Source organism: Blautia sp. AM29-29 (assembly GCF_003480555.1).
Taxonomy (GTDB): Bacteria; Bacillota; Clostridia; order Lachnospirales; family Lachnospiraceae; genus Fusicatenibacter; species Fusicatenibacter saccharivorans.
This window is the reverse complement of record NZ_QUJD01000013.1, coordinates 1-17,929: the sequence shown is the minus strand read 5'-3', so window position 1 is coordinate 17,929 and position 17,929 is coordinate 1. Positions and strand designations below refer to the sequence as shown.

Sequence of the window (17,929 nt, the reverse complement as noted above, 5' to 3'; positions counted from 1 at the left end):
ACCACAAAATTGGAAATGATAAAATTAAATACACAACAAAAAGAAAGGAAAGAAAGACTATGAAAAAATTTGTATGCAGCGTATGTGGATATGTTTATGAAGGAGCAGAAGCACCGGAAGTCTGTCCGATCTGTAAAGCACCGAAAGAGAAATTTATCGAGCAGGGCGAGGATCTGACCTGGGCAGCAGAGCATGTAGTTGGCGTAGCATCCGATGTTCCGGAAGATATCAAAAAAGACCTGAGAGCCAATTTCGAGGGCGAGTGCTCTGAGGTTGGTATGTACCTGGCAATGTCCAGAGTAGCATTCCGCGAGGGATATCCGGAAGTAGGTCTGTACTATGAAAAAGCAGCTTACGAAGAAGCAGAGCACGCAGCAAAATTCGCAGAGCTTCTCGGCGAAGTCGTAACCGACAGCACCAAGAAAAATCTGCAGATGCGTGTAGAGGCAGAGAACGGAGCAACCGCTGGCAAAACAGATCTTGCAAAACGTGCCAAAGCCCTGAATCTCGATGCAATCCATGACACCGTGCATGAGATGGCAAGAGACGAAGCTAGACACGGAAAAGCATTCGCTGGTCTGCTGGCTAGATATTTCGGTAAATAAAAACTTTTTAGTAAAATAAATTTATTGAAGAGAGAATGGAGAAATCTGTTCTCTCTTTTTGTGCGTTTTTTCTGCATTTCCTATGTCTTTTTCGTGTACAGCTGTCTTTTTGATAAATCCCAAGGAAGAAAATGTGCTTTTAATTTTAAATGGAGAGCAGTGTGAACAGGATATTTGCAACACAAAATGTCGGCAAATAATACCGATTTAATGCCGGAAATAATACAGTGCATGGGACATTAAGTAAAGAAAAGCTGATAAGCTGGGATTTTTATGATTTATTCACAGCTTATCAGCTAATACACATCAATTATTGAGACAGTTGTATATTGAACAGTGTTGAAAAAACATAATAGAGTAATCTGATTTTATTCTTCTATTCGTTTTTTGTCATAGCAGATAAAGGTATAAGTTCCATTATCTGCGAGAGGATGTGTTTCACCAGAAAAAACAAAATTGCGATCCGTAACATTTCCAGAACGAATATCCTGACATACTTTGAGCACATCTTCTAAAGTGGTTGGCTTGGAATCTCCATTTCCATGTGAGATCAGGACTCGGTCATATTTTCCGGCAATTTTTTTCTGTAGCGCTCGTAAATTTTTTTCATAGGAAGCAAGTCCTGTGGAAAATTTGTCAAACAGGAATAAAAATGGATTGCAGGCATCACCGAGAAGAATTGTCCGCTCTTCCGGAATCAGCATGACAACACTGCCCAGGGTATGACCGGGTAATTCATAAATAACAACATGAATTCCACCAAGCTCAAAAACATCACCTTCCTGCAGATTATGAAATTTTTCAAATGGAGCAGATGGTATCATATCTGTTTCTTTGATAAGCCCTTTTTCAGGACACAATCCTTTCGCGCCTTCCAGACGGAAGCCTTTTTCAGAATGAAGCTGATATACGGATTTATCCTTATGATTCAGATAAATTTCTTCAAATTCATTGGCGCCCATGGCGTGATCTACATGACCGTGGGTTATCAGGACTTTTAATGGCTTGTTAGTCAGGTTATGGATACAGTTTTTTAAACTATAGAATCCGCATCCAGTGTCGATTAGGACAGCTGCTTTGCTGCCTTCAATTAGATACATAAATTCTGTGCAGAATCCATGAATTCTTGTAATGTGTTCTGAAATTTTTTCAGTTTTAAATTGCATAGTAGAACCCCCATTCTTTTTGCTTTAAATCTAAGTATAGCATAGAAATTAGTTGAAAAGTTGTTGAAAAACAGCAAAAACATAGGAATAAATTTATAAAAACACAGTATAGAAAATGTGTATGTGTCAAAAAACACAAAAAAATATAAAAACAAGATCAAAAATATCATATAAAACAAAAAGCATATTTGATATACTGAGATTATTCAAAATCATATGAGTTTGTAGAAACTGAAATTTGCAAATTAAAAAGGGAGAATTCTTATTGTCTAATATCAGGCAGGGTTTTAAAGGAGGTTTTTATGAAACGAAAAATAATATCAGTGATGCTAACGGGCACTATGATCGCAGGAATGCTTACAGGCTGCGGTTCAGACAGTAGCAGTAAAAGCAGTTCAAGTGTAATTTCCGGGTCGTCAGAAACTGAAACGGAGACTACAGAAGCAGACGAAAGTGATGATAAGACACCAGTCACATTTGAATATTTCAATGCAGACGGCAAAAATGGAAATTGGGATAATCCGGTAGCAAAAGCGATCACAGAGGCGACAGGTGTTACGTTGGATGTCAGCTATCCGGTTGCATCGCAAGGAGATGCAAAAGAGGATGTTGCGTTGATGATTGCAAATGATGAATATCCGGATTTGATTTATGCAAAATCGAATGCAACGGATCTGTATGCAGCCGGTGCCTTAATTGATATGACAGATCTGATTGAAAAATATGGACCTAATATAAAAAAAATGTACGGAGATGAGCTGGAAAAATTACAGTGGAGTAAAGATGATCCGGGAATTTATCAGCTGTCTTATGCGGGTGTAAATCAGAAAACACTGACAACAGGAGGAACTTGCCAGATCCAGTGGGCTGCACTGAAAGAGAATGATTACAAATATCCAAAAACAATAGATGAATATGAAAAAATGATCAAGAGCTATTTGGCAGCTCATCCAAAGACAGAAGATGGTTTGGATATGATTGGAATTACTATGAGTGCAGCAGACTGGCATTGGCTGATTACACTGAGTAACCCGGCAGGCTTTATCGCAGATGCAGCGCCGGATAATGGACAGTGGCTGATTGATGATGACTATACAGTACATTTAAAAACGGTTACGCCGGAAGAAAAAGAGTATTTTAGATGGTTATGCCGTATGTACAATGAAGGAATTCTGGATCCGAATTTTGCAACACAGACGGATGATGACTATATTGCAAAGGTTGCCAGCGGCCGTGTTGTTGCCTTGACAGATTCAGAATGGCACTATAGTCAGTGTGAAACAGCATTGATGGCTGATGGAAAAGTAGATCAGACATATGTTGGACTGCCGGTAACCTTAAGAGAGGATCAGGTCTGCAAAGCTCTTTTGTATCAGGGAACAACGGTCGGATATGGAATGGCAATTACAAAAAGCTGTGAGGACCCAGTTCGTGCAATCAAATTCATGGATTATCTGTGCTCAGATGAAGGACAGATTTTATATCATTGGGGAATTGAAGGAGAAAATTATTTCCTGGACGAAAATGGAAAGCCGTATCGTACCGATGAAGAAGTTGCCAAAGCACAGTCAGATCCAGACTATCATAAGAACACAGGTATTGATAACTATACTGGATTTCCAATCTATGGAGCAGGTTCTTACACTGAGGACGGATTCCCGTATACTCCAACGACGAAAGAATCTGTGATTGCAAATTATAACGAAGCGGAAAAAGCCGGATGCGAGGCAATGGGAATCGAAATGCTGACAGATATGTTTCCGCAGCCAGAAGAATTTGAGCTTCTTCCATATTCTGCACTCTGGGCATATCAGCAGCCACAGGAACTGACCGAGCAGCAGAATACAATTTCGGATATTAGTTGGCCAGGGCTGGTAAAATGTGTTTCGGGTACGGAAGAGGAATTTGACGCAAATTGGGACAACCTGGTAAACGAACTGGAAGAAAATGGTCTGGCGGATACAGAGAAGGCTGTTACTGAATTTCTTGCTACGAAACTTGTGAATACTGATAAATGAAAAATCTAAATTTCCCGGCTATACTGGGAAGAATAGAGTAGTTGAAAACGTTAATGATTGCAATAAAAACGCCAAACTTCTATGCAGCAATGAAGTTGACACTGCAAGCTAAATTTACGTATAGAACAGGTACGAATTTTACATACAAGTCGCTGTATACCAGTGAACTGTAATCAGCTTTAGTCCGCGATTATGATAGCCTGGTTGATTTTTTACTTGAAGTGAGTATAATTAGGTAAGAACAGAAATGTTCTCGATGTAAGAGCATCGTTAAAAGTTGGACTGCAGATGGAGCAGGATAAATTTCCATCTATTTAGGTCCTTTAATAAGACATTGAGTCTGACAGCTTGGAGTAAGTTATAGTCCACGTGGGGGACTTAATGATTTCCATGCCGTTAAAGGTATCTTAACTGGATACCGAGGCTGACAACCAGCAGAAAACTCTTTACAAAAGATGTTCTTAGAGGAGTGTGGTTAAGTATCACACTCCTCGTTACATATGAGATATGGATAGTAAAAAAGAAAGGGATTTCAATATGGAAAAACAGACAGGCTGTGTCCACATCTACTGTGGGGATGGAAAAGGAAAGACGACTTGTGGTATGGGACTCTGCACGCGTGCGGCAGGGTATGGATACCGTGTTTTGATTTATCAGTTTATGAAAGATAACAGCACGAGCGAGCGGAAGGTGCTCTTACTGTCGCCGAATGTGACGTTTGTGCCGGGGCAGGACAAGATAAAGTTTTCGTTTCTGATGACACCGGAGGAGAAGGCAGAGCAGAAACGGTATTATGAAGAGCAGTTTCAGAAAGTGACAGAAAAAGCAGTTCAGGAAGAATACGATGTACTGTTTCTGGACGAGCTGGTTTATACGATTGGAAGCAAACTGTTTGATGAGCAGCTCCTTCTGGATTTTCTGGATCACAAGCCGGAGAAGCTGGAAGTGATTCTGACCGGGCAGGGACCGTCGGAGGCGCTGATTGAGCGGGCGGACTATGTTTCGGAGCTGAAAAAAATCAAGCATCCGTTTGACAAGGGTCTTGCGGCAAGAGATGGAATCGAGCGGTAACGCTGAAAAAACAAGAAAAAAGATACTGTTCTGCGGGGAAGATGATTCCATGCAGAACAGTATCTTTTTTCTTGTTTTGCGGGCAATGAACCAAAATCTGTGATGGAACAAGTTTCTGGTGATTGCCGCGATAACCTGAGAAGTATCTGGAAGCCGCTGTAAGACAGAAAATAACGTTATTATTTCGCACCGCGATCCGCAATCATCTTCGTGGATTTCTTCACGCAGTACAGACATGTCGGTGCGATATAGCAGCAGGCGGCGAGCCATGCAGCCTGGTCCGCAAAGCAGATTGCGGTGAAGCCAAACGCACCGACAAATCCCAGGCAGACAATCGTTCGTGCCAGCATCTCCATTACGCCGGAGAAAACGGCTCTTCCCGAGTAGCCAAGTCCCTGCGTTACCATACGGCAGACATTCAAAATACCAAGCATCCAGTAGAAAAATCCGAGGCAGCGCAGATATTTTGCCGAAGCGTTGATTGCTTCAAAAGCAGAGCTGACAATAAAGAGCTTTGTCAGCGGCCGTCCGAACAGAATCATGATGACACCCGCAAACGCACCATAGCCGACACCGACAAGCACACCCTGGCGGAGTCCCTGACGGATTCGCTTTGACTGGCCGGCTCCGAGATTCTGACTGCAGAAGACGGAAGCCGCGGTACTGATCGCATCAAACGGGCACATCATAAACTGTTTGATTTTCATAGCAGCTGTGAACGCCGAAACATAAACACTGCCAAGTCCATTATTCGCTGACTGCATTACCATACTGCCGATCGCTGTGATCGAAAACTGCAGTCCCGTCGGAATGCCCATTGCGAGGAGTTCCTGCGCGGCATCCTTTCGCAGAGTGCGGTTTTCTTTTGTCGGAAGCAGGAGCTTTACCCTACGGGAAATAAAAAACAGACATAAGAGTCCGCTGATCGCCTGGGCGGAAATCGTCGCAATCGCCGCTCCTGCGCATCCCAGATGCAGAATGATAATACAGAACAGATCGAGGAAAATATTCAGGATTGCCGAAAATGCCAGAAACAGAAACGGCGTGCGGCTGTCCCCGACGGCACGCAGGATGCTGGAAAGATAATTGTACAGAATCGAAAACGGAATCCCGAGGAAAATCACAAGCTGATATGCGTAGGCATCCGCGAAGATATCGGACGGAACCGACAGCAGGTGCAGAATTGGTGCACAGAGTAAACTGCAGAGTGTGGTCAGAATGGCCGCAATCAGGACAGCAAGTGCAGCACCATTAAAAATATAATCGCGCATTTTATCAAGCTTTCCGGCGCCGAAATACTTGGCAACCGGGACACTGAATCCCGTGCAGCTTCCCATACAGAAGCCGAGCACCAGAAACTGTACACTGCTGCTTGCACCGACGCTGGCGAGTGCCTCCGGGCCAAGTGCCTGGCCGACAATCGCCGCATCAATGATGTTATACGTCTGCTGCAGCAGATTTCCGATGAGAAGCGGAAAGGCAAACGAGAGCATCAGCTTTACCGGATTTCCCTTTACCATAGATGTTGCCATAAAAAACGCCTCCCCTGCTTAATATGCACGTGAATTATAAACGAGCGCCGTCTTATTCAGGTTCTGGATCATGAAATAGTCGGCAACGAGCTGGCCGATGCCGCCGGTCAGGTAGCCAAGCAGCGTCCACAGAAGAATGGCAGAACCATTTTCCTCAATCATCACACCGTAGCGGTCGTAGGATTCGCGGTACATGCGGTTCGCCTGCTTGTAACGCCAGTAAACGCCGTAAATTCCACAGGTAACCCAGGACAGAAGCAGCACAATAATGTAGTTCGGGCTGTCTTCGCCGTCACCGTAAAAGATGGTGTTCAGGTCTTCCACATAAACATACCAGAAGTAGATCGAGTAGAGTCCGCAGGTGACAATCGAAAGCAGAAGATAGACCCAGAAACTGCGGTTGTCTTTTACATTCATTTGTAAATACCCCCTTTAATTAAGATAGAACCATTGTAGCACGCGCCCGAGAGAGGGGTCAATAGAAAGGAGCGGGTCGTGGTAATAAATGCGCCAGGCATAAACGGCGAGAAGCAGCACGACAAGCACCGTAATGATCCCCTTTTTAAAACGCCGAAGTCCCGCCGTCTGTTCCGGCCCGAAGAAGAGCCAGACACCTGCGGGCAGTACGGCATAGACAAGCGGATGCATCCGAAACGCCGCCTGAAAATGACCGGAGAGCATTAACAGTACCGCGCGGCTCATTCCGCAGCCCGGGCAGGAAATGCCTATGAAAAAACGGATCGGACAGCCGATGCCTGTGAGGGTGATGAAGGCGACGTAAACGCCGAGGAGCAGGCAGAAGAAAAAGAAATCGCGGCAGCGTTTCCTCAGAAAAGAAAGATACGCGCTGCCGCGGCCGGGATCACGTTTCATGGAGTTTGGTAACGGCGTATTCATATAAAGCCTCCTTGCGCTCGCTGTCGGTCGTGAGAAAATGCGAGTACAGAACGTCGATCATAACGAGAATCGGGAACTGCGGAGAGATTGCGCCGCCGTTTTTCAGATGCTCCTTGACTGCCAGCAGCAGCACCTCATCGCAGAAGGCATCGTAATCGCTCGAACTGCGGGAGGTAAAGAGAATGGTAGAGGCTCCCTTTTCCTTTGCGGCTCCGAGTGCACGCAGCACCTCCGGTGTCTGTCCGCTGACGGTAATGCCGATTGCAGCGCAGCTCTCATTGAGCAGAACGGCATTCATTTTCATGATGTGAATGTCGGTAATTGCTTCAATATCCACGCCTGCAAGCATAAAACGCAGCTTCATTTCCTGGGCGGAAAGTCCGGAGCTTCCAAGACCGTAGACATACACCCGACGCTTCGAAGTGAGAATATGGCAGATGCGGTCAATCTGCGCGCGGTCGGCGAGCGAGTAGCTTTTATTCAGCAGCTCCTGATACGTATTCAGCACCTGTTTGATGTGATCGTCCGTGCCAGGCAGTGCGGCGTTTAGACCTTCCTGGTAACGGTAGACAAATTCGCGGTAGCCCGTGTAGCCGCATTTTTTCGCAAAGCGGGAGAGCGAAGCCTCCGAAACATAGAGCAGTTCCGAAACGTGGCGCGCGGACAGATCCGACTCGTCGGTATTATGAATAAAAAAATCTGCTACCGTCCGTTCCAGGGGAGTGAACGAGGGATAGACAGACTCAATGACAGGAATAATCGATTTTTCAAAGTGTTCCATGGAACGTAAGTCCTCCTGGTATCTGTAAATATCTGAAAAAAATTCAGATCAGTTCTTGCTTTATTGTATCACAGGCAGAGTGGTGAATCAACTTTCAATTGTGTGTGAATTGCACGGGAAAGCGGGCGGAAAAATGGAAAGAACTTTAATGACGTGAAAGTAATTTCTAAAATATAAAAATAGTTGAAAATAAAATCAACATAAATTATAATCAGAACAGATCAAAGAAAGAAGGCAAGACAATGATTATCAAAAACGGACGCGTATTTCAGGAAGACGGAACGTTTGCGGAAAAAGATCTTTATATAGAAGGAAAACGTTTCGTTTCCACAAAAGAAGAAGTGATCGATCAGGAAGTGATCGATGCGAAAGGCATGATGGTTCTGCCGGGACTGGTTGACGTACACAGCCACGGCGCTGCCGGACATGATTTTTCAGACGGAGACGTGGAAGGTTTAAAAGAGATCCTGCGCTACGAGAAAGCGCACGGCATCACCTCTTACTGCCCGACATCCATGACACTGCCAAAAGACGATCTGCTGAAAATCTTCGGAACCATCGAAGCAATCAAAGATGAGCCGGAAGCAGAAGTGATCGCCGGCGTCAACATGGAAGGACCGTTCATCGATCCGATCAAAAAAGGCGCACAGGCAGAGGAGAACATCGTGGCTCCGAACGCTGAGTTCTTCCGCGCATGCAATGCGGCGAGCGGCGGAAAAATCCGTCTCGTAACCCTGGCCCCGAATATGCCTGGCTCACTGGAATTTATCAAAGAGGTTTCCGATGAAGTCATGGTTTCCATCGGCCATACGACAGCAGATTATGACACCGCGCTGGCTGCCATGAAAGCAGGAGCACACCATGTCACCCATCTGTACAACGCCATGCCGCCGTTCGCACACCGTAACCCTGGTGTCATCGGCGCCGCATTCGACGATCCGGAGTGCCGCATGGAGCTGATCTGTGACGGCTATCACATTCACGGTGCGGTTGTCCGCGCGACCTTCTCCATGATGGGAAGTGAGCGCATGGTTCTCATCAGCGATTCCATGATGGCAACGGGAATGCCGAACGGAACGTATTCCCTCGGGGGACAGGCTGTCTGGATGAAAGACGGAAAAGCAACCCTGACCGACGGTGAGACCATCGCGGGTTCCGCTACGAACCTGTACGACTGCATGAGAAAAGCAGTTTCGTTTGATATTCCGCTGGCAGATGCCATTTTTGCGGCAACAAGAAATCCGGCACAGAGCATCGGTATCTACGATGAAGTAGGATCCATTGCACCGGGCAAAAAAGCGCATGTACTTCTGGTGGACGACGAACTGAACCTGAAACAGGTTATTATGTAATTTATTATATAGAAGAAATTTGGAGGAAAAACAAATGTTATTAATTGAAGCAAAAGATTACAATGATATGAGCAGAAAAGCAGCAAACATCATTTCCGCGCAGGTGATCATGAAACCGCATGCAGTGCTCGGCCTTGCAACCGGATCTACCCCGGTCGGCGCTTACAAACAGCTCGTTGAGTGGTACAACAAAGGTGACCTTGATTTCGCAAATGTCACCAGCGTAAACCTGGACGAGTACAAAGGACTCTCTCCGGAGAATGATCAGAGCTATCGTTACTTCATGAACACCAACCTGTTCAATCATGTCAACATCAACAAAGAGCGCACCTTCGTTCCGAACGGACTGGAGCCGGACAGCGAAAAAGCATGCGCAGCTTACAACGAAATCATCCGCAGCGTCGGCGGCATTGACCTGCAGCTTCTTGGACTTGGAAACAACGGCCACATCGGATTCAACGAGCCGGGCGCAGCATTCGAGAAAGAGACACACTGCGTTGACCTGACCGAGAGCACCATTCAGGCAAATAAACGTTTCTTTGAAAAAGTAGAGGATGTTCCGACCCAGGCATACACCATGGGAATCAAGAACATCATGCAGGCAAGAAAAGTTCTGCTGATCGTCAGCGGCGAAGGAAAAGCAGAGATCCTCGACAAGGTTCTGTACGGACCGGTTACTCCGCAGGTTCCGGCTTCCATCCTGCAGCTTCACAACGATCTGACAGTTGTAGCAGATGAAGCAGCAATGTCTGTGATCAAAGCAAACCACAGATAATTGTTACGATGAATGAAAAGTCCGCCGAATGGGGAGAATATGAAAAATCCCCGTACGGCGGGCTTTTTTGCGGTTTACAAATCCATGTAAATGTGTTAGCATAAAACTAGCGCACAAAAGCAGTGCATAAAATGAAAACACAGTGACGAAGAGAGTACATCTGCATTCGCAAATTTACAGAGAACACCCCCGAAAACCATTCCGGTTTTGCAGGCTGAGAGGGGAGGAGGAGCGGCAGATCGAACATGGCTTCCGAGAGGCGCACCGAACCGTGAGAACAACAATCTGAAACGGTAAGGCTGCGACAGGTTCCGCCTGTTACAGCGGAGAGGTATAGCAAATGTACCTGCAGAGGTTTCTGCCGTGAGGCAGGGACGAAAAGAAGTGGTATCACGGGTAAACAAACCTGTCTTCTTCCGACTACAAAAGAGCGGAATAAGGCAGTTTTTTTATTTGAAAGGAGAAATGAAAGCAATGGAAAAAATCAGACCGAAATATTATATCACCACGGCGATTGCCTACACATCCGGCAAACCGCACATTGGAAATACCTACGAGATCGTACTCGCGGACAGCATCGCCCGCTTCAAACGTCAGCAGGGCTACGATGTATTCTTCCAGACCGGAACCGATGAGCATGGCCAGAAGATCGAGCTGAAAGCAGAAGAGGCAGGTATCACGCCAAAAGAATTCGTAGACAACGTATCCACCGAGATCAAGAGAATCTGGGATCTGATGAATACGTCCTACGACAAATTCATCCGTACCACCGACGCCGATCACGAGGCACAGGTACAGAAAATCTTCAAAAAACTGTACGATCAGGGAGATATCTACAAAGGATATTATGAAGGCCTTTACTGTACACCGTGTGAATCCTTCTTCACCGAGTCCCAGCTTGTAGACGGAAAATGCCCGGACTGCGGACGCCCGGTTACCCCGGCAAAAGAAGAGGCATATTTCTTCAAAATGAGCAAATATGCACCGAGACTGATCGATTATATCAACACCCATCCGGAGTTCATCCAGCCGGTTTCCAGAAAGAACGAGATGATGAACAACTTCCTTCTTCCGGGACTGCAGGATCTCTGTGTATCCAGAACCTCCTTTACCTGGGGAATCCCGGTATCCTTCGATCCGAAGCACGTTACCTACGTATGGCTGGACGCACTGACCAACTACATCACCGGAATCGGTTATGACTGTGACGGAAACAGCTCCGAGCAGTTCAACAAGCTGTGGCCGGCAGACCTGCATCTGATCGGAAAAGACATCATCCGTTTCCATACCATTTACTGGCCGATCTTCCTGATGGCACTCGATCTGCCGCTTCCGAAACAGGTATTTGGTCATCCGTGGCTGCTGCAGGGCGACGGCAAGATGAGTAAATCCAAAGGAAACGTGATCTACGCAGACGATCTGGTAGACCTGTTCGGCGTAGACGCTGTCCGCTACTTCGTTCTGCACGAGATGCCGTTTGAGAACGACGGTGTCATTACCTGGGAGCTGCTGGTTGAGCGTATGAATTCCGACCTTGCCAATACTCTTGGAAACCTGGTAAACCGTACCATCTCCATGAGCAACAAATACTTCGGCGGCGTTGTGACAAAGACCGGCGCAGCAGAAGAGGTGGATGATGATCTGAAAGCAGTCGTTACCGCAACAAAAGCAAAAGTTGCTGCAAAGATGGAAGAGCTGCGTGTGGCAGATGCGATGACCGAAATCTTTGGTCTGTTCAAACGCTGCAACAAATACATTGACGAGACGATGCCGTGGGCACTGGCAAAAGACGAGGCAAAGAAAGACCGTCTGGAAGAGGTTCTGTACAACCTGGTAGAGAGCATCACCATCGGCGCATGCCTGCTCGAGTCTTTCATGCCGGAGACCACCGAGAAGATCCTGGCTCAGTTGAATGCAGAGAAACGCAGCTACGAAGAGCTGGATCAGTTCGGACTGTATGTATCCGGCAATAAAGTAACCGATCAGCCGCAGATCCTGTTCCAGAGACTCGACGTCAAAGAGGTTATGGAAAAAGTAGAAGTGATCCAGGTAAAACAGAAAGCTGCTATGGCTGCTGCATCCCAGGAAGAGGAAAAAGAAGAGGAAGCAGTGATTGACCTTGAGCCGAAGGAAGAAATTACTTTCGAAGACTTCGGAAAAATGCAGTTCCAGGTAGGTGAAATCATCTCCTGCGAGCCAGTCAAGAAATCCAAAAAACTCCTCTGCTTCCAGGTCAAAGTAGGAAGCCAGGTAAGACAGATCGTCTCCGGAATCAAAGCATATTACAAACCGGAAGACACCATCGGAATGAAGGTTATGGTTCTCACCAACCTGAAACCGGCCAAACTGGCAGGAATGATGTCCGAAGGAATGCTGCTCTGCGCCGAGGACACCGAAGGCAACGTATGCCTCATGACCCCGGAAAAAGCAATGCCGGCGGGTGCGGAGATCTGCTAGAGCGGAAAATAGAATAGAATGAAAGTTGAAATCCCTTTCCATGCGTGATGTGTGGGGAGGGATTTTTGGTGTTTAAAAAAGTTAAGGAAAACGTCATGCAAAGATTCTGACTTTTACTATATAATGAAGAAAAGTTGCAATGAATTTAAATTAGAAGTTGAAATATCTGCCGATTTGAAAAAAGGAGGATGCTTATCCAATGCGTCTTATATCCCCATAGCTAAAGCAAGGGGTTTTGCGACGCATTGGATAAAATTTTTCTATTTGTTGTTTTTATACGCCTTTAGGAGTATAATTTGAAGCAGAGGTGGTAAAATGAAAAAAACAGTTTATCATGGTTCGGATCATATTATTGAACGGCCGAAATATGGTTATGGAAAAATTTATAATGATTATGGTGTTGGATTTTACTGTACAGAAAACCAAAATATGGCCAAAGAATGGGGTGTCAGTGCGGATAAAAATGGTTACGCAAATAGATATGAGATTGAATGTGATGGATTGAAAGTTCTCAATTTGAATATGCGCGACTATACAATGCTCCATTGGCTTACGATTTTGTTGGAAAATCGAGAATTTGATGCATCCACACCGTTGGCGGCAGAAGCAAAAGAATATTTGCTACAAAATTTTCATCTTGATTATGAAAAGGCAGATATTATCATTGGATATCGTGCTGACGACAGCTATTTTTCTTTTGCAGCGGATTTTATTAATGGTGCAATTTCTTACCGTCAGTTGAGTAATGCAATGCGTCTGGGAAAACTGGGCCAGCAGTTTGTTTTAAAAAGCAGAAGAGCATTTGAACGTTTGGAATTTACAGGGTATGAGATTGCAAGTGTGCAGGAATGGTATAAGAGGAAAGCATCCCGTGATCATATGGCGCGTCGGCAATATTTTGATCTGGAACGAAACCGCCGTCAGCGGGGTGATTTATATATCACCACAATTTTAGATGAGGAGATGAAACCAGATGATCCACGCTTACGATAAATTATATCTTTCTGTTGCACAAAAAAATCTTGCCTGCATGCTGGATTATATGGTCAATGATTTAAAACGGCCGTTGGAAACTGTATGGCAGTGGTTTTGTATGAGTAATACAGCGTCACGGTTTGAACGAGGTGACTGTTCTGTGGTAGCGGGAATGTCGGGAGTTGAAATTGCATATGAAGTATTACAGGAAGCAGGGGAACCAAAGCCGGAACAAGCCCCCTCTTATTCTTACGATCGCAGCCCTGAATATTGGACAGGCTGGGCGTTGGCCTATTATCAGTGGAGTACCAGTTTGTCTTTTGCGGAAATAAACCAGGCTATTCCTGTAACTGAAGTGCGAATGCTCTACACGCCATATCATGAAATGGATGTTCGTCAGTTTGTAGATAAAATGAATGAATTATATCGTGAAGCAAAACCGGAGACAAACTTGAAAGAATTGCGTACTTTTGCAAATCTAAGTCAGAGTGAACTGGCACAGCAGGCAGGTGTTTCGGTTCGGACCATTCAGCAGTATGAACAGCGAAGAAAGGATATTAACAAGGCGCAGACAGAGACCTTGTTGAAGATTGCGCGGGCATTAGTATGTACGGTAGAAGATCTGGTGGAGAAAGTTCCAACTTGATAAAATGAATAAAAAGTTTTTTGTTCAAAGTTTCAGAAAACGTCATAAACTATTTCAGGCGTTTACGCTATCATGAAAATATAAAAATGGTATCATGGAACATTCATACGAGACGGGGGTGAACAAAAAAATGGTCTTTTTTCGAATGCTGCATTCCGATTTCAGCAGAATGATAAAATCGTGGAAATTTTATCTCGCAATTGCCTTTATTGCCGTACTTACCTTCCTGAGCATTTACCCTGAAGCAGCAGGATCAGGAGGAAACTGCTCGGTTTATTATCTGGTGAATGCGCGCGGCGGTGTAAGTGCATTTCTGGTGACGAATACAATTCTTGTCGTATTGCCGTTCGCGCTCAGTTACTGGGAGGATGTGCAGAAAAATTATATCAACTGTATTTTACCGCGGGTACATAGCAGCGTTTATAGTTTTTCCCATGTGTTAATGACGGCTTTCGGCGGCTTTCTGGCTGTGTTTTTGGGATATTCGCTCTGCTTTGGGCTGATGGCGCTGCGGCTTCCGCTCATAACATCCGATGAGGTCAAAGCATCGACAGAAACGATGCCGTTGATGGGATATGACAGCCTGCTGCTGCATGCACCGATGCTTTACTTTGCTATGGGTAAAGAATGGGAGGGTTCCATACTAAAGATAAATTATAATGCATGGAATTGCCTTGATTTAGGGCAATTCCATATTTTATTTTAAAAGAAAAATATGAAAATAAATTCAAAGCATATTATACGTATGAAAAAGGGAAAAATTACACTTTTTTACTTATAAAAATAGAAAACGTGGATTTGTATAAAAATCAAATTAAAATATAGTGATAATTTCTCTTGCTGTAAATACAATTTTAAAATCATAATAAAAGTCACAAAAAATAACATAGAAAAAGGAATCAGTAAAGGGAAACAGATGCAAGGAATTGGTCAATTACTATGGAAATTACGAGAGAAAGAAGGAATACGACAAAAACAATTATGCCTGGGTATTTCTTCTGTGTCAAAATATGCAAGAATTGAAGCAGATCAGCAGGAAATTGATTTTTTTCTGATTGATCGAATTATGGGACGGTTGGGAAAATCGGTGGAGAGGCTCACTTATATATTGCCAAGGGACATTTACAATATCTATGAATTGCGTCAGGAGATACAACAGAAAATTTGTCAAAAAAAATGGGAAGAAGCAAAACAATGTCTGCTTGAATATGAGAAGAATAAAAGAGCAAAGGAGCCGCTGCATCAGCAGTTCATTGAGCAGGAATATGCGCAGATTGCATGGCTTCGTGGTAAATCAGTAGAGACAGTATGCGAACATTTGGAAAAGGCAATTGTACAGACAATGCCAGAAGCGGAAATACAGAGAAAGACAGGGATTTTAAGTGCAGAGGAATACAAACTTCTGCTATTTCGATGGGAAGTCTGTTTTGGTACAGATCGTGAACGAGGAGAGAAAGAACTTCAGGAGTTAGTAGAGGAGATCTTTCAGAAAAACTTTGAGAGGACAGAACGAGTAAAAGTAATTCCATATGCTGCATTGTTAATAGAAAAAACAGCCCGAGATGGAAAAGCGGATACTTATTTAAAATTGATAACAGAAACGGCGTTAGAAAACTTGAGAGAAGAAGGGAAACTGCTTTATATGCCGGAAATTCTGGAGCAGTATGCGCAGATTCTGGAAAAAGAAAATAGTAACGCAGAATTTATTGGGTTGCTGCGACAGGAACGTGCAAGCCTTCTGGAATTGGAAAGTGATTATAAAGTTTCTTTTAAAAATTACCGTCTGTTTGACCATGTGGTTCGGAATTTCGAGATTGATGCAGAATTGATACGTCGAACAAGAAATGCGGCAAAACTTACACAGGAAGGACTGAGTGAAGACATTTGTGCGCAGGAAACATTGGCAAGAATCGAAAACGGAAATCAGAAACCACGAAGCGGAAATCTACGTCAGATGATGGAGAAGATGGGAAGGAGTGGGGATAGAATTGAGACGGGGATTCAAGTGGAAGAGTATGAGACGCTGGAGTTGAAGATTGAATTTTCGAAGTTTATTCATCGAAAAGAGTATGGAAATGCAGAAAAGGTACTTTCAAAAATTGAAGAAAAATTAGACTGTAATTTGAAGAAAAATTACCAATATATTGAAACAGAAAGGGTAAAAGTAAAATATAAGGAAAATGCAGAATATACGGAACAATTTATAAAACAATTAAAAGAATTACTTGCTATGTCACTTAAAGTTGAAGAAGGACAAAAAATGGAATATGTTTTAAATACAGAGGAAGTTAGTATTTTGACAGAAATGGCATTGATTTATTGGGGTGAACAGAATTATAAAGTAGCATTGGAAATATATCAATTTTTAGTGGGACAATATGAAAAAAGTTTTATTAAACCTGTATTTCACATCTTAGATTGGGGTATGAGTATGGGAAATTATGGGATGGCGTTGGAAGAATTGGGATATTTTGAAAAAGCAATAGGTGTCTGTCGAAAAAGAATTCGACAGACATTATTTGCCGGAAAAGGAGGATCATTGCACACTTCATTAATGGTTGAGGCTTGTATTTTAGAAGCACAAAAAGATGTAAAGTGCAAGAAATATTTTAAACAGGATTTAGATCTTTTAAGATTATATAAGATGCAAACAAATTATAAATTAATGGAAAGTTATGTCAAGACAAATAAAATATTTGATTAACTTTGACCACCATCAGGATTTGTAGGAAGAGATGTTGTTGTAAATGGTGGGGTAGGTGAAGAAGGATTTGGAAGCGAAATTGTAATCCAAAGTAAAAGCAGAAACAAATGCAGAATTAAAAAACAGAGTGTATGAAGAGGTTTTAAACAATCACATCACGAATGAAAGTGACGTAATTAAGGTTGCAATTGAACAATATCAGGAAAAACAGATGAAGACCCGCGCCATTGATGCAAAGCCGGATGATTATTTGTCAATCACACAGGTAGTGGATGAAAATGGCAGCGAGCAGGATATTATTTCAACGGGTTTGTTGATTGTAGACGAGCATCAGCAAAGAGTAGCAATCACTGATATTGTAAGCAATACGGGGCAGCTTAGCCAGTACAGCATTTATGCAACCATGAAAGTATCCGTGACAAATGACCGTCAGGCATTAAAGGTACGAATTAATTGGTTTGAAACAACACTGAACTACGGAACCTCTATGAAAGCAAGTAGTTTAATGCAGACATCCAAATATTCACCAGAGGTGGGATTCCAGTATGATGATATTACAAAAACAATTTCAAATCCTGCTGGAGGAACCCCATATCACTATACTCCAAATAATACGCAGATGATTACATATTCGACTTTAGAGTGTGGACGGTCCTGTCGTTCGTATATTAAAGCTGGAACCTCAAGTTTGAATATTGCTTATTGTGTTATATCTTCAGCCCCGGGAGGCCGCTGGGAGAGAGCTTAAGCAAAACTCGATTATCAGAACAAGCGAACTAATTGAAAATAGACGCTCCCCTTGCGTTATAGATACTAGGGGAGCGTTTTTGAAAACTGCGCGTCGCATTCTCGTTACTTCAGTGATGAGTTAGACGCGCAAAATTCGCACCAAAAAAGGGAACAAATGTTTGATATATTCCTATGCATATGGTATACTATTTTTATGAAGA

Annotated in this window: 16 protein-coding genes; 11 read left to right on the top strand and 5 right to left on the bottom strand. The window is 43.8% G+C overall.

Features of this window, described 5'->3' with window-relative positions:
- Positions 1-59 precede the first annotated feature (59 nt).
- A complete protein-coding gene (locus tag DW769_RS10450; RefSeq protein WP_022462914.1) occupies positions 60-605 on the top strand; it encodes an NADH peroxidase in 546 nt (181 codons plus the stop codon).
- Between the two features lie 368 nt (positions 606-973).
- Here DW769_RS10450 and DW769_RS10445 read toward each other — a convergent pair whose 3' ends face one another.
- Positions 974-1,771, bottom strand: coding sequence for an MBL fold metallo-hydrolase (locus DW769_RS10445; RefSeq protein ID WP_118742093.1), 798 nt, complete (start codon positions 1,769-1,771; stop codon positions 974-976).
- 302 nt (positions 1,772-2,073) lie between these two features.
- Here DW769_RS10445 and DW769_RS10440 point away from each other — a divergent pair, with 302 nt between their 5' ends.
- Entirely contained in the window at positions 2,074-3,789 is a 1,716-nt protein-coding gene (locus DW769_RS10440) for an extracellular solute-binding protein (RefSeq protein ID WP_055222034.1), read from the top strand.
- A gap of 537 nt (positions 3,790-4,326) precedes the next feature.
- Positions 4,327-4,860 carry a cob(I)yrinic acid a,c-diamide adenosyltransferase gene (locus DW769_RS10435; protein ID WP_022462915.1) on the top strand — a complete coding sequence of 178 codons (534 nt, stop codon included), beginning with the start codon at positions 4,327-4,329 and terminating at the stop codon, positions 4,858-4,860.
- 179 nt (positions 4,861-5,039) lie between these two features.
- Here DW769_RS10435 and DW769_RS10430 read toward each other — a convergent pair whose 3' ends face one another.
- From DW769_RS10430 to DW769_RS10415, 4 genes are read right to left on the bottom strand one after another with little or no spacing between them, the layout of a single operon-like run.
- On the bottom strand, positions 5,040-6,392 hold the full coding sequence (locus DW769_RS10430) for an MATE family efflux transporter (protein ID WP_117802695.1): 1,353 nt from the start codon (positions 6,390-6,392) through the stop codon (positions 5,040-5,042).
- A gap of 18 nt (positions 6,393-6,410) precedes the next feature.
- Positions 6,411-6,809 (bottom strand): DUF4234 domain-containing protein, encoded by a 399-nt coding sequence (locus DW769_RS10425; RefSeq protein WP_055220966.1) that lies wholly within the window; start codon positions 6,807-6,809, stop codon positions 6,411-6,413.
- 15 nt (positions 6,810-6,824) lie between these two features.
- Complete coding sequence (locus DW769_RS10420; protein ID WP_199608700.1) at positions 6,825-7,289, bottom strand: DUF2752 domain-containing protein; 465 nt, start codon at positions 7,287-7,289, stop codon at positions 6,825-6,827.
- Positions 7,255-8,070 carry a MurR/RpiR family transcriptional regulator gene (locus tag DW769_RS10415; protein WP_022462919.1) on the bottom strand — a complete coding sequence of 272 codons (816 nt, stop codon included), beginning with the start codon at positions 8,068-8,070 and terminating at the stop codon, positions 7,255-7,257. The genes DW769_RS10420 and DW769_RS10415 overlap by 35 nt, the downstream gene beginning before the upstream one ends.
- Positions 8,071-8,312: 242 nt before the next feature.
- Here DW769_RS10415 and nagA point away from each other — a divergent pair, with 242 nt between their 5' ends.
- The 8 genes from nagA to DW769_RS10375 all read left to right on the top strand — a co-directional run bounded on the left by nagA (position 8,313) and on the right by DW769_RS10375 (position 17,727).
- On the top strand, positions 8,313-9,422 hold the full coding sequence (gene nagA / locus DW769_RS10410; RefSeq protein WP_055220960.1) for an N-acetylglucosamine-6-phosphate deacetylase: 1,110 nt from the start codon (positions 8,313-8,315) through the stop codon (positions 9,420-9,422).
- 34 nt (positions 9,423-9,456) lie between these two features.
- A complete protein-coding gene (gene nagB, locus DW769_RS10405) occupies positions 9,457-10,197 on the top strand; it encodes a glucosamine-6-phosphate deaminase (RefSeq protein ID WP_117761352.1) in 741 nt (246 codons plus the stop codon).
- Positions 10,198-10,671: 474 nt separating this feature from the next.
- Entirely contained in the window at positions 10,672-12,654 is a 1,983-nt protein-coding gene (gene metG / locus DW769_RS10400) for a methionine--tRNA ligase (RefSeq protein WP_118750354.1), read from the top strand.
- Positions 12,655-12,969: 315 nt separating this feature from the next.
- The gene (locus DW769_RS10395) at positions 12,970-13,647 is read left to right on the top strand and encodes a DUF3990 domain-containing protein (RefSeq protein WP_082426280.1); all 678 of its coding nucleotides are present in this window, start codon (positions 12,970-12,972) and stop codon (positions 13,645-13,647) included.
- Positions 13,628-14,275, top strand: coding sequence for a helix-turn-helix domain-containing protein (locus DW769_RS10390; RefSeq protein WP_055220951.1), 648 nt, complete (start codon positions 13,628-13,630; stop codon positions 14,273-14,275). Before DW769_RS10395 ends, DW769_RS10390 begins: the two co-directional genes overlap by 20 nt.
- Positions 14,276-14,444: 169 nt before the next feature.
- Positions 14,445-14,981, top strand: a complete 537-nt coding sequence (locus DW769_RS10385) for a hypothetical protein (protein ID WP_147398856.1) — start codon at positions 14,445-14,447, stop codon at positions 14,979-14,981.
- Positions 14,982-15,191: 210 nt separating this feature from the next.
- A complete protein-coding gene (locus DW769_RS10380; protein WP_117802700.1) occupies positions 15,192-16,979 on the top strand; it encodes a helix-turn-helix domain-containing protein in 1,788 nt (595 codons plus the stop codon).
- Between the two features lie 127 nt (positions 16,980-17,106).
- Complete coding sequence (locus DW769_RS10375) at positions 17,107-17,727, top strand: hypothetical protein (protein WP_055268443.1); 621 nt, start codon at positions 17,107-17,109, stop codon at positions 17,725-17,727.
- The last annotated feature ends 202 nt before the right edge of the window (positions 17,728-17,929 follow it).

What these genes read in the sequence shown, in the direction of transcription:
- nagA (WP_055220960.1), top strand. Translation starts at nt 8,313, where the DNA reads ATGATTATCAAAAACGGACGCGTATTTCAGGAAGACGGAACGTTTGCG.
- DW769_RS10380 (WP_117802700.1), top strand. Translation starts at nt 15,192, where the DNA reads ATGCAAGGAATTGGTCAATTACTATGGAAATTACGAGAGAAAGAAGGA.
- DW769_RS10395 (WP_082426280.1), top strand. Translation starts at nt 12,970, where the DNA reads ATGAAAAAAACAGTTTATCATGGTTCGGATCATATTATTGAACGGCCG.
- DW769_RS10440 (WP_055222034.1), top strand. Translation starts at nt 2,074, where the DNA reads ATGAAACGAAAAATAATATCAGTGATGCTAACGGGCACTATGATCGCA.
- metG (WP_118750354.1), top strand. Translation starts at nt 10,672, where the DNA reads ATGGAAAAAATCAGACCGAAATATTATATCACCACGGCGATTGCCTAC.
- DW769_RS10420 (WP_199608700.1), bottom strand. Translation starts at nt 7,289, where the DNA reads ATGAATACGCCGTTACCAAACTCCATGAAACGTGATCCCGGCCGCGGC.
- DW769_RS10445 (WP_118742093.1), bottom strand. Translation starts at nt 1,771, where the DNA reads ATGCAATTTAAAACTGAAAAAATTTCAGAACACATTACAAGAATTCAT.
- DW769_RS10450 (WP_022462914.1), top strand. Translation starts at nt 60, where the DNA reads ATGAAAAAATTTGTATGCAGCGTATGTGGATATGTTTATGAAGGAGCA.
- DW769_RS10390 (WP_055220951.1), top strand. Translation starts at nt 13,628, where the DNA reads ATGATCCACGCTTACGATAAATTATATCTTTCTGTTGCACAAAAAAAT.
- DW769_RS10430 (WP_117802695.1), bottom strand. Translation starts at nt 6,392, where the DNA reads ATGGCAACATCTATGGTAAAGGGAAATCCGGTAAAGCTGATGCTCTCG.
- DW769_RS10425 (WP_055220966.1), bottom strand. Translation starts at nt 6,809, where the DNA reads ATGAATGTAAAAGACAACCGCAGTTTCTGGGTCTATCTTCTGCTTTCG.
- DW769_RS10385 (WP_147398856.1), top strand. Translation starts at nt 14,445, where the DNA reads ATGATAAAATCGTGGAAATTTTATCTCGCAATTGCCTTTATTGCCGTA.
- DW769_RS10435 (WP_022462915.1), top strand. Translation starts at nt 4,327, where the DNA reads ATGGAAAAACAGACAGGCTGTGTCCACATCTACTGTGGGGATGGAAAA.
- DW769_RS10415 (WP_022462919.1), bottom strand. Translation starts at nt 8,070, where the DNA reads ATGGAACACTTTGAAAAATCGATTATTCCTGTCATTGAGTCTGTCTAT.
- nagB (WP_117761352.1), top strand. Translation starts at nt 9,457, where the DNA reads ATGTTATTAATTGAAGCAAAAGATTACAATGATATGAGCAGAAAAGCA.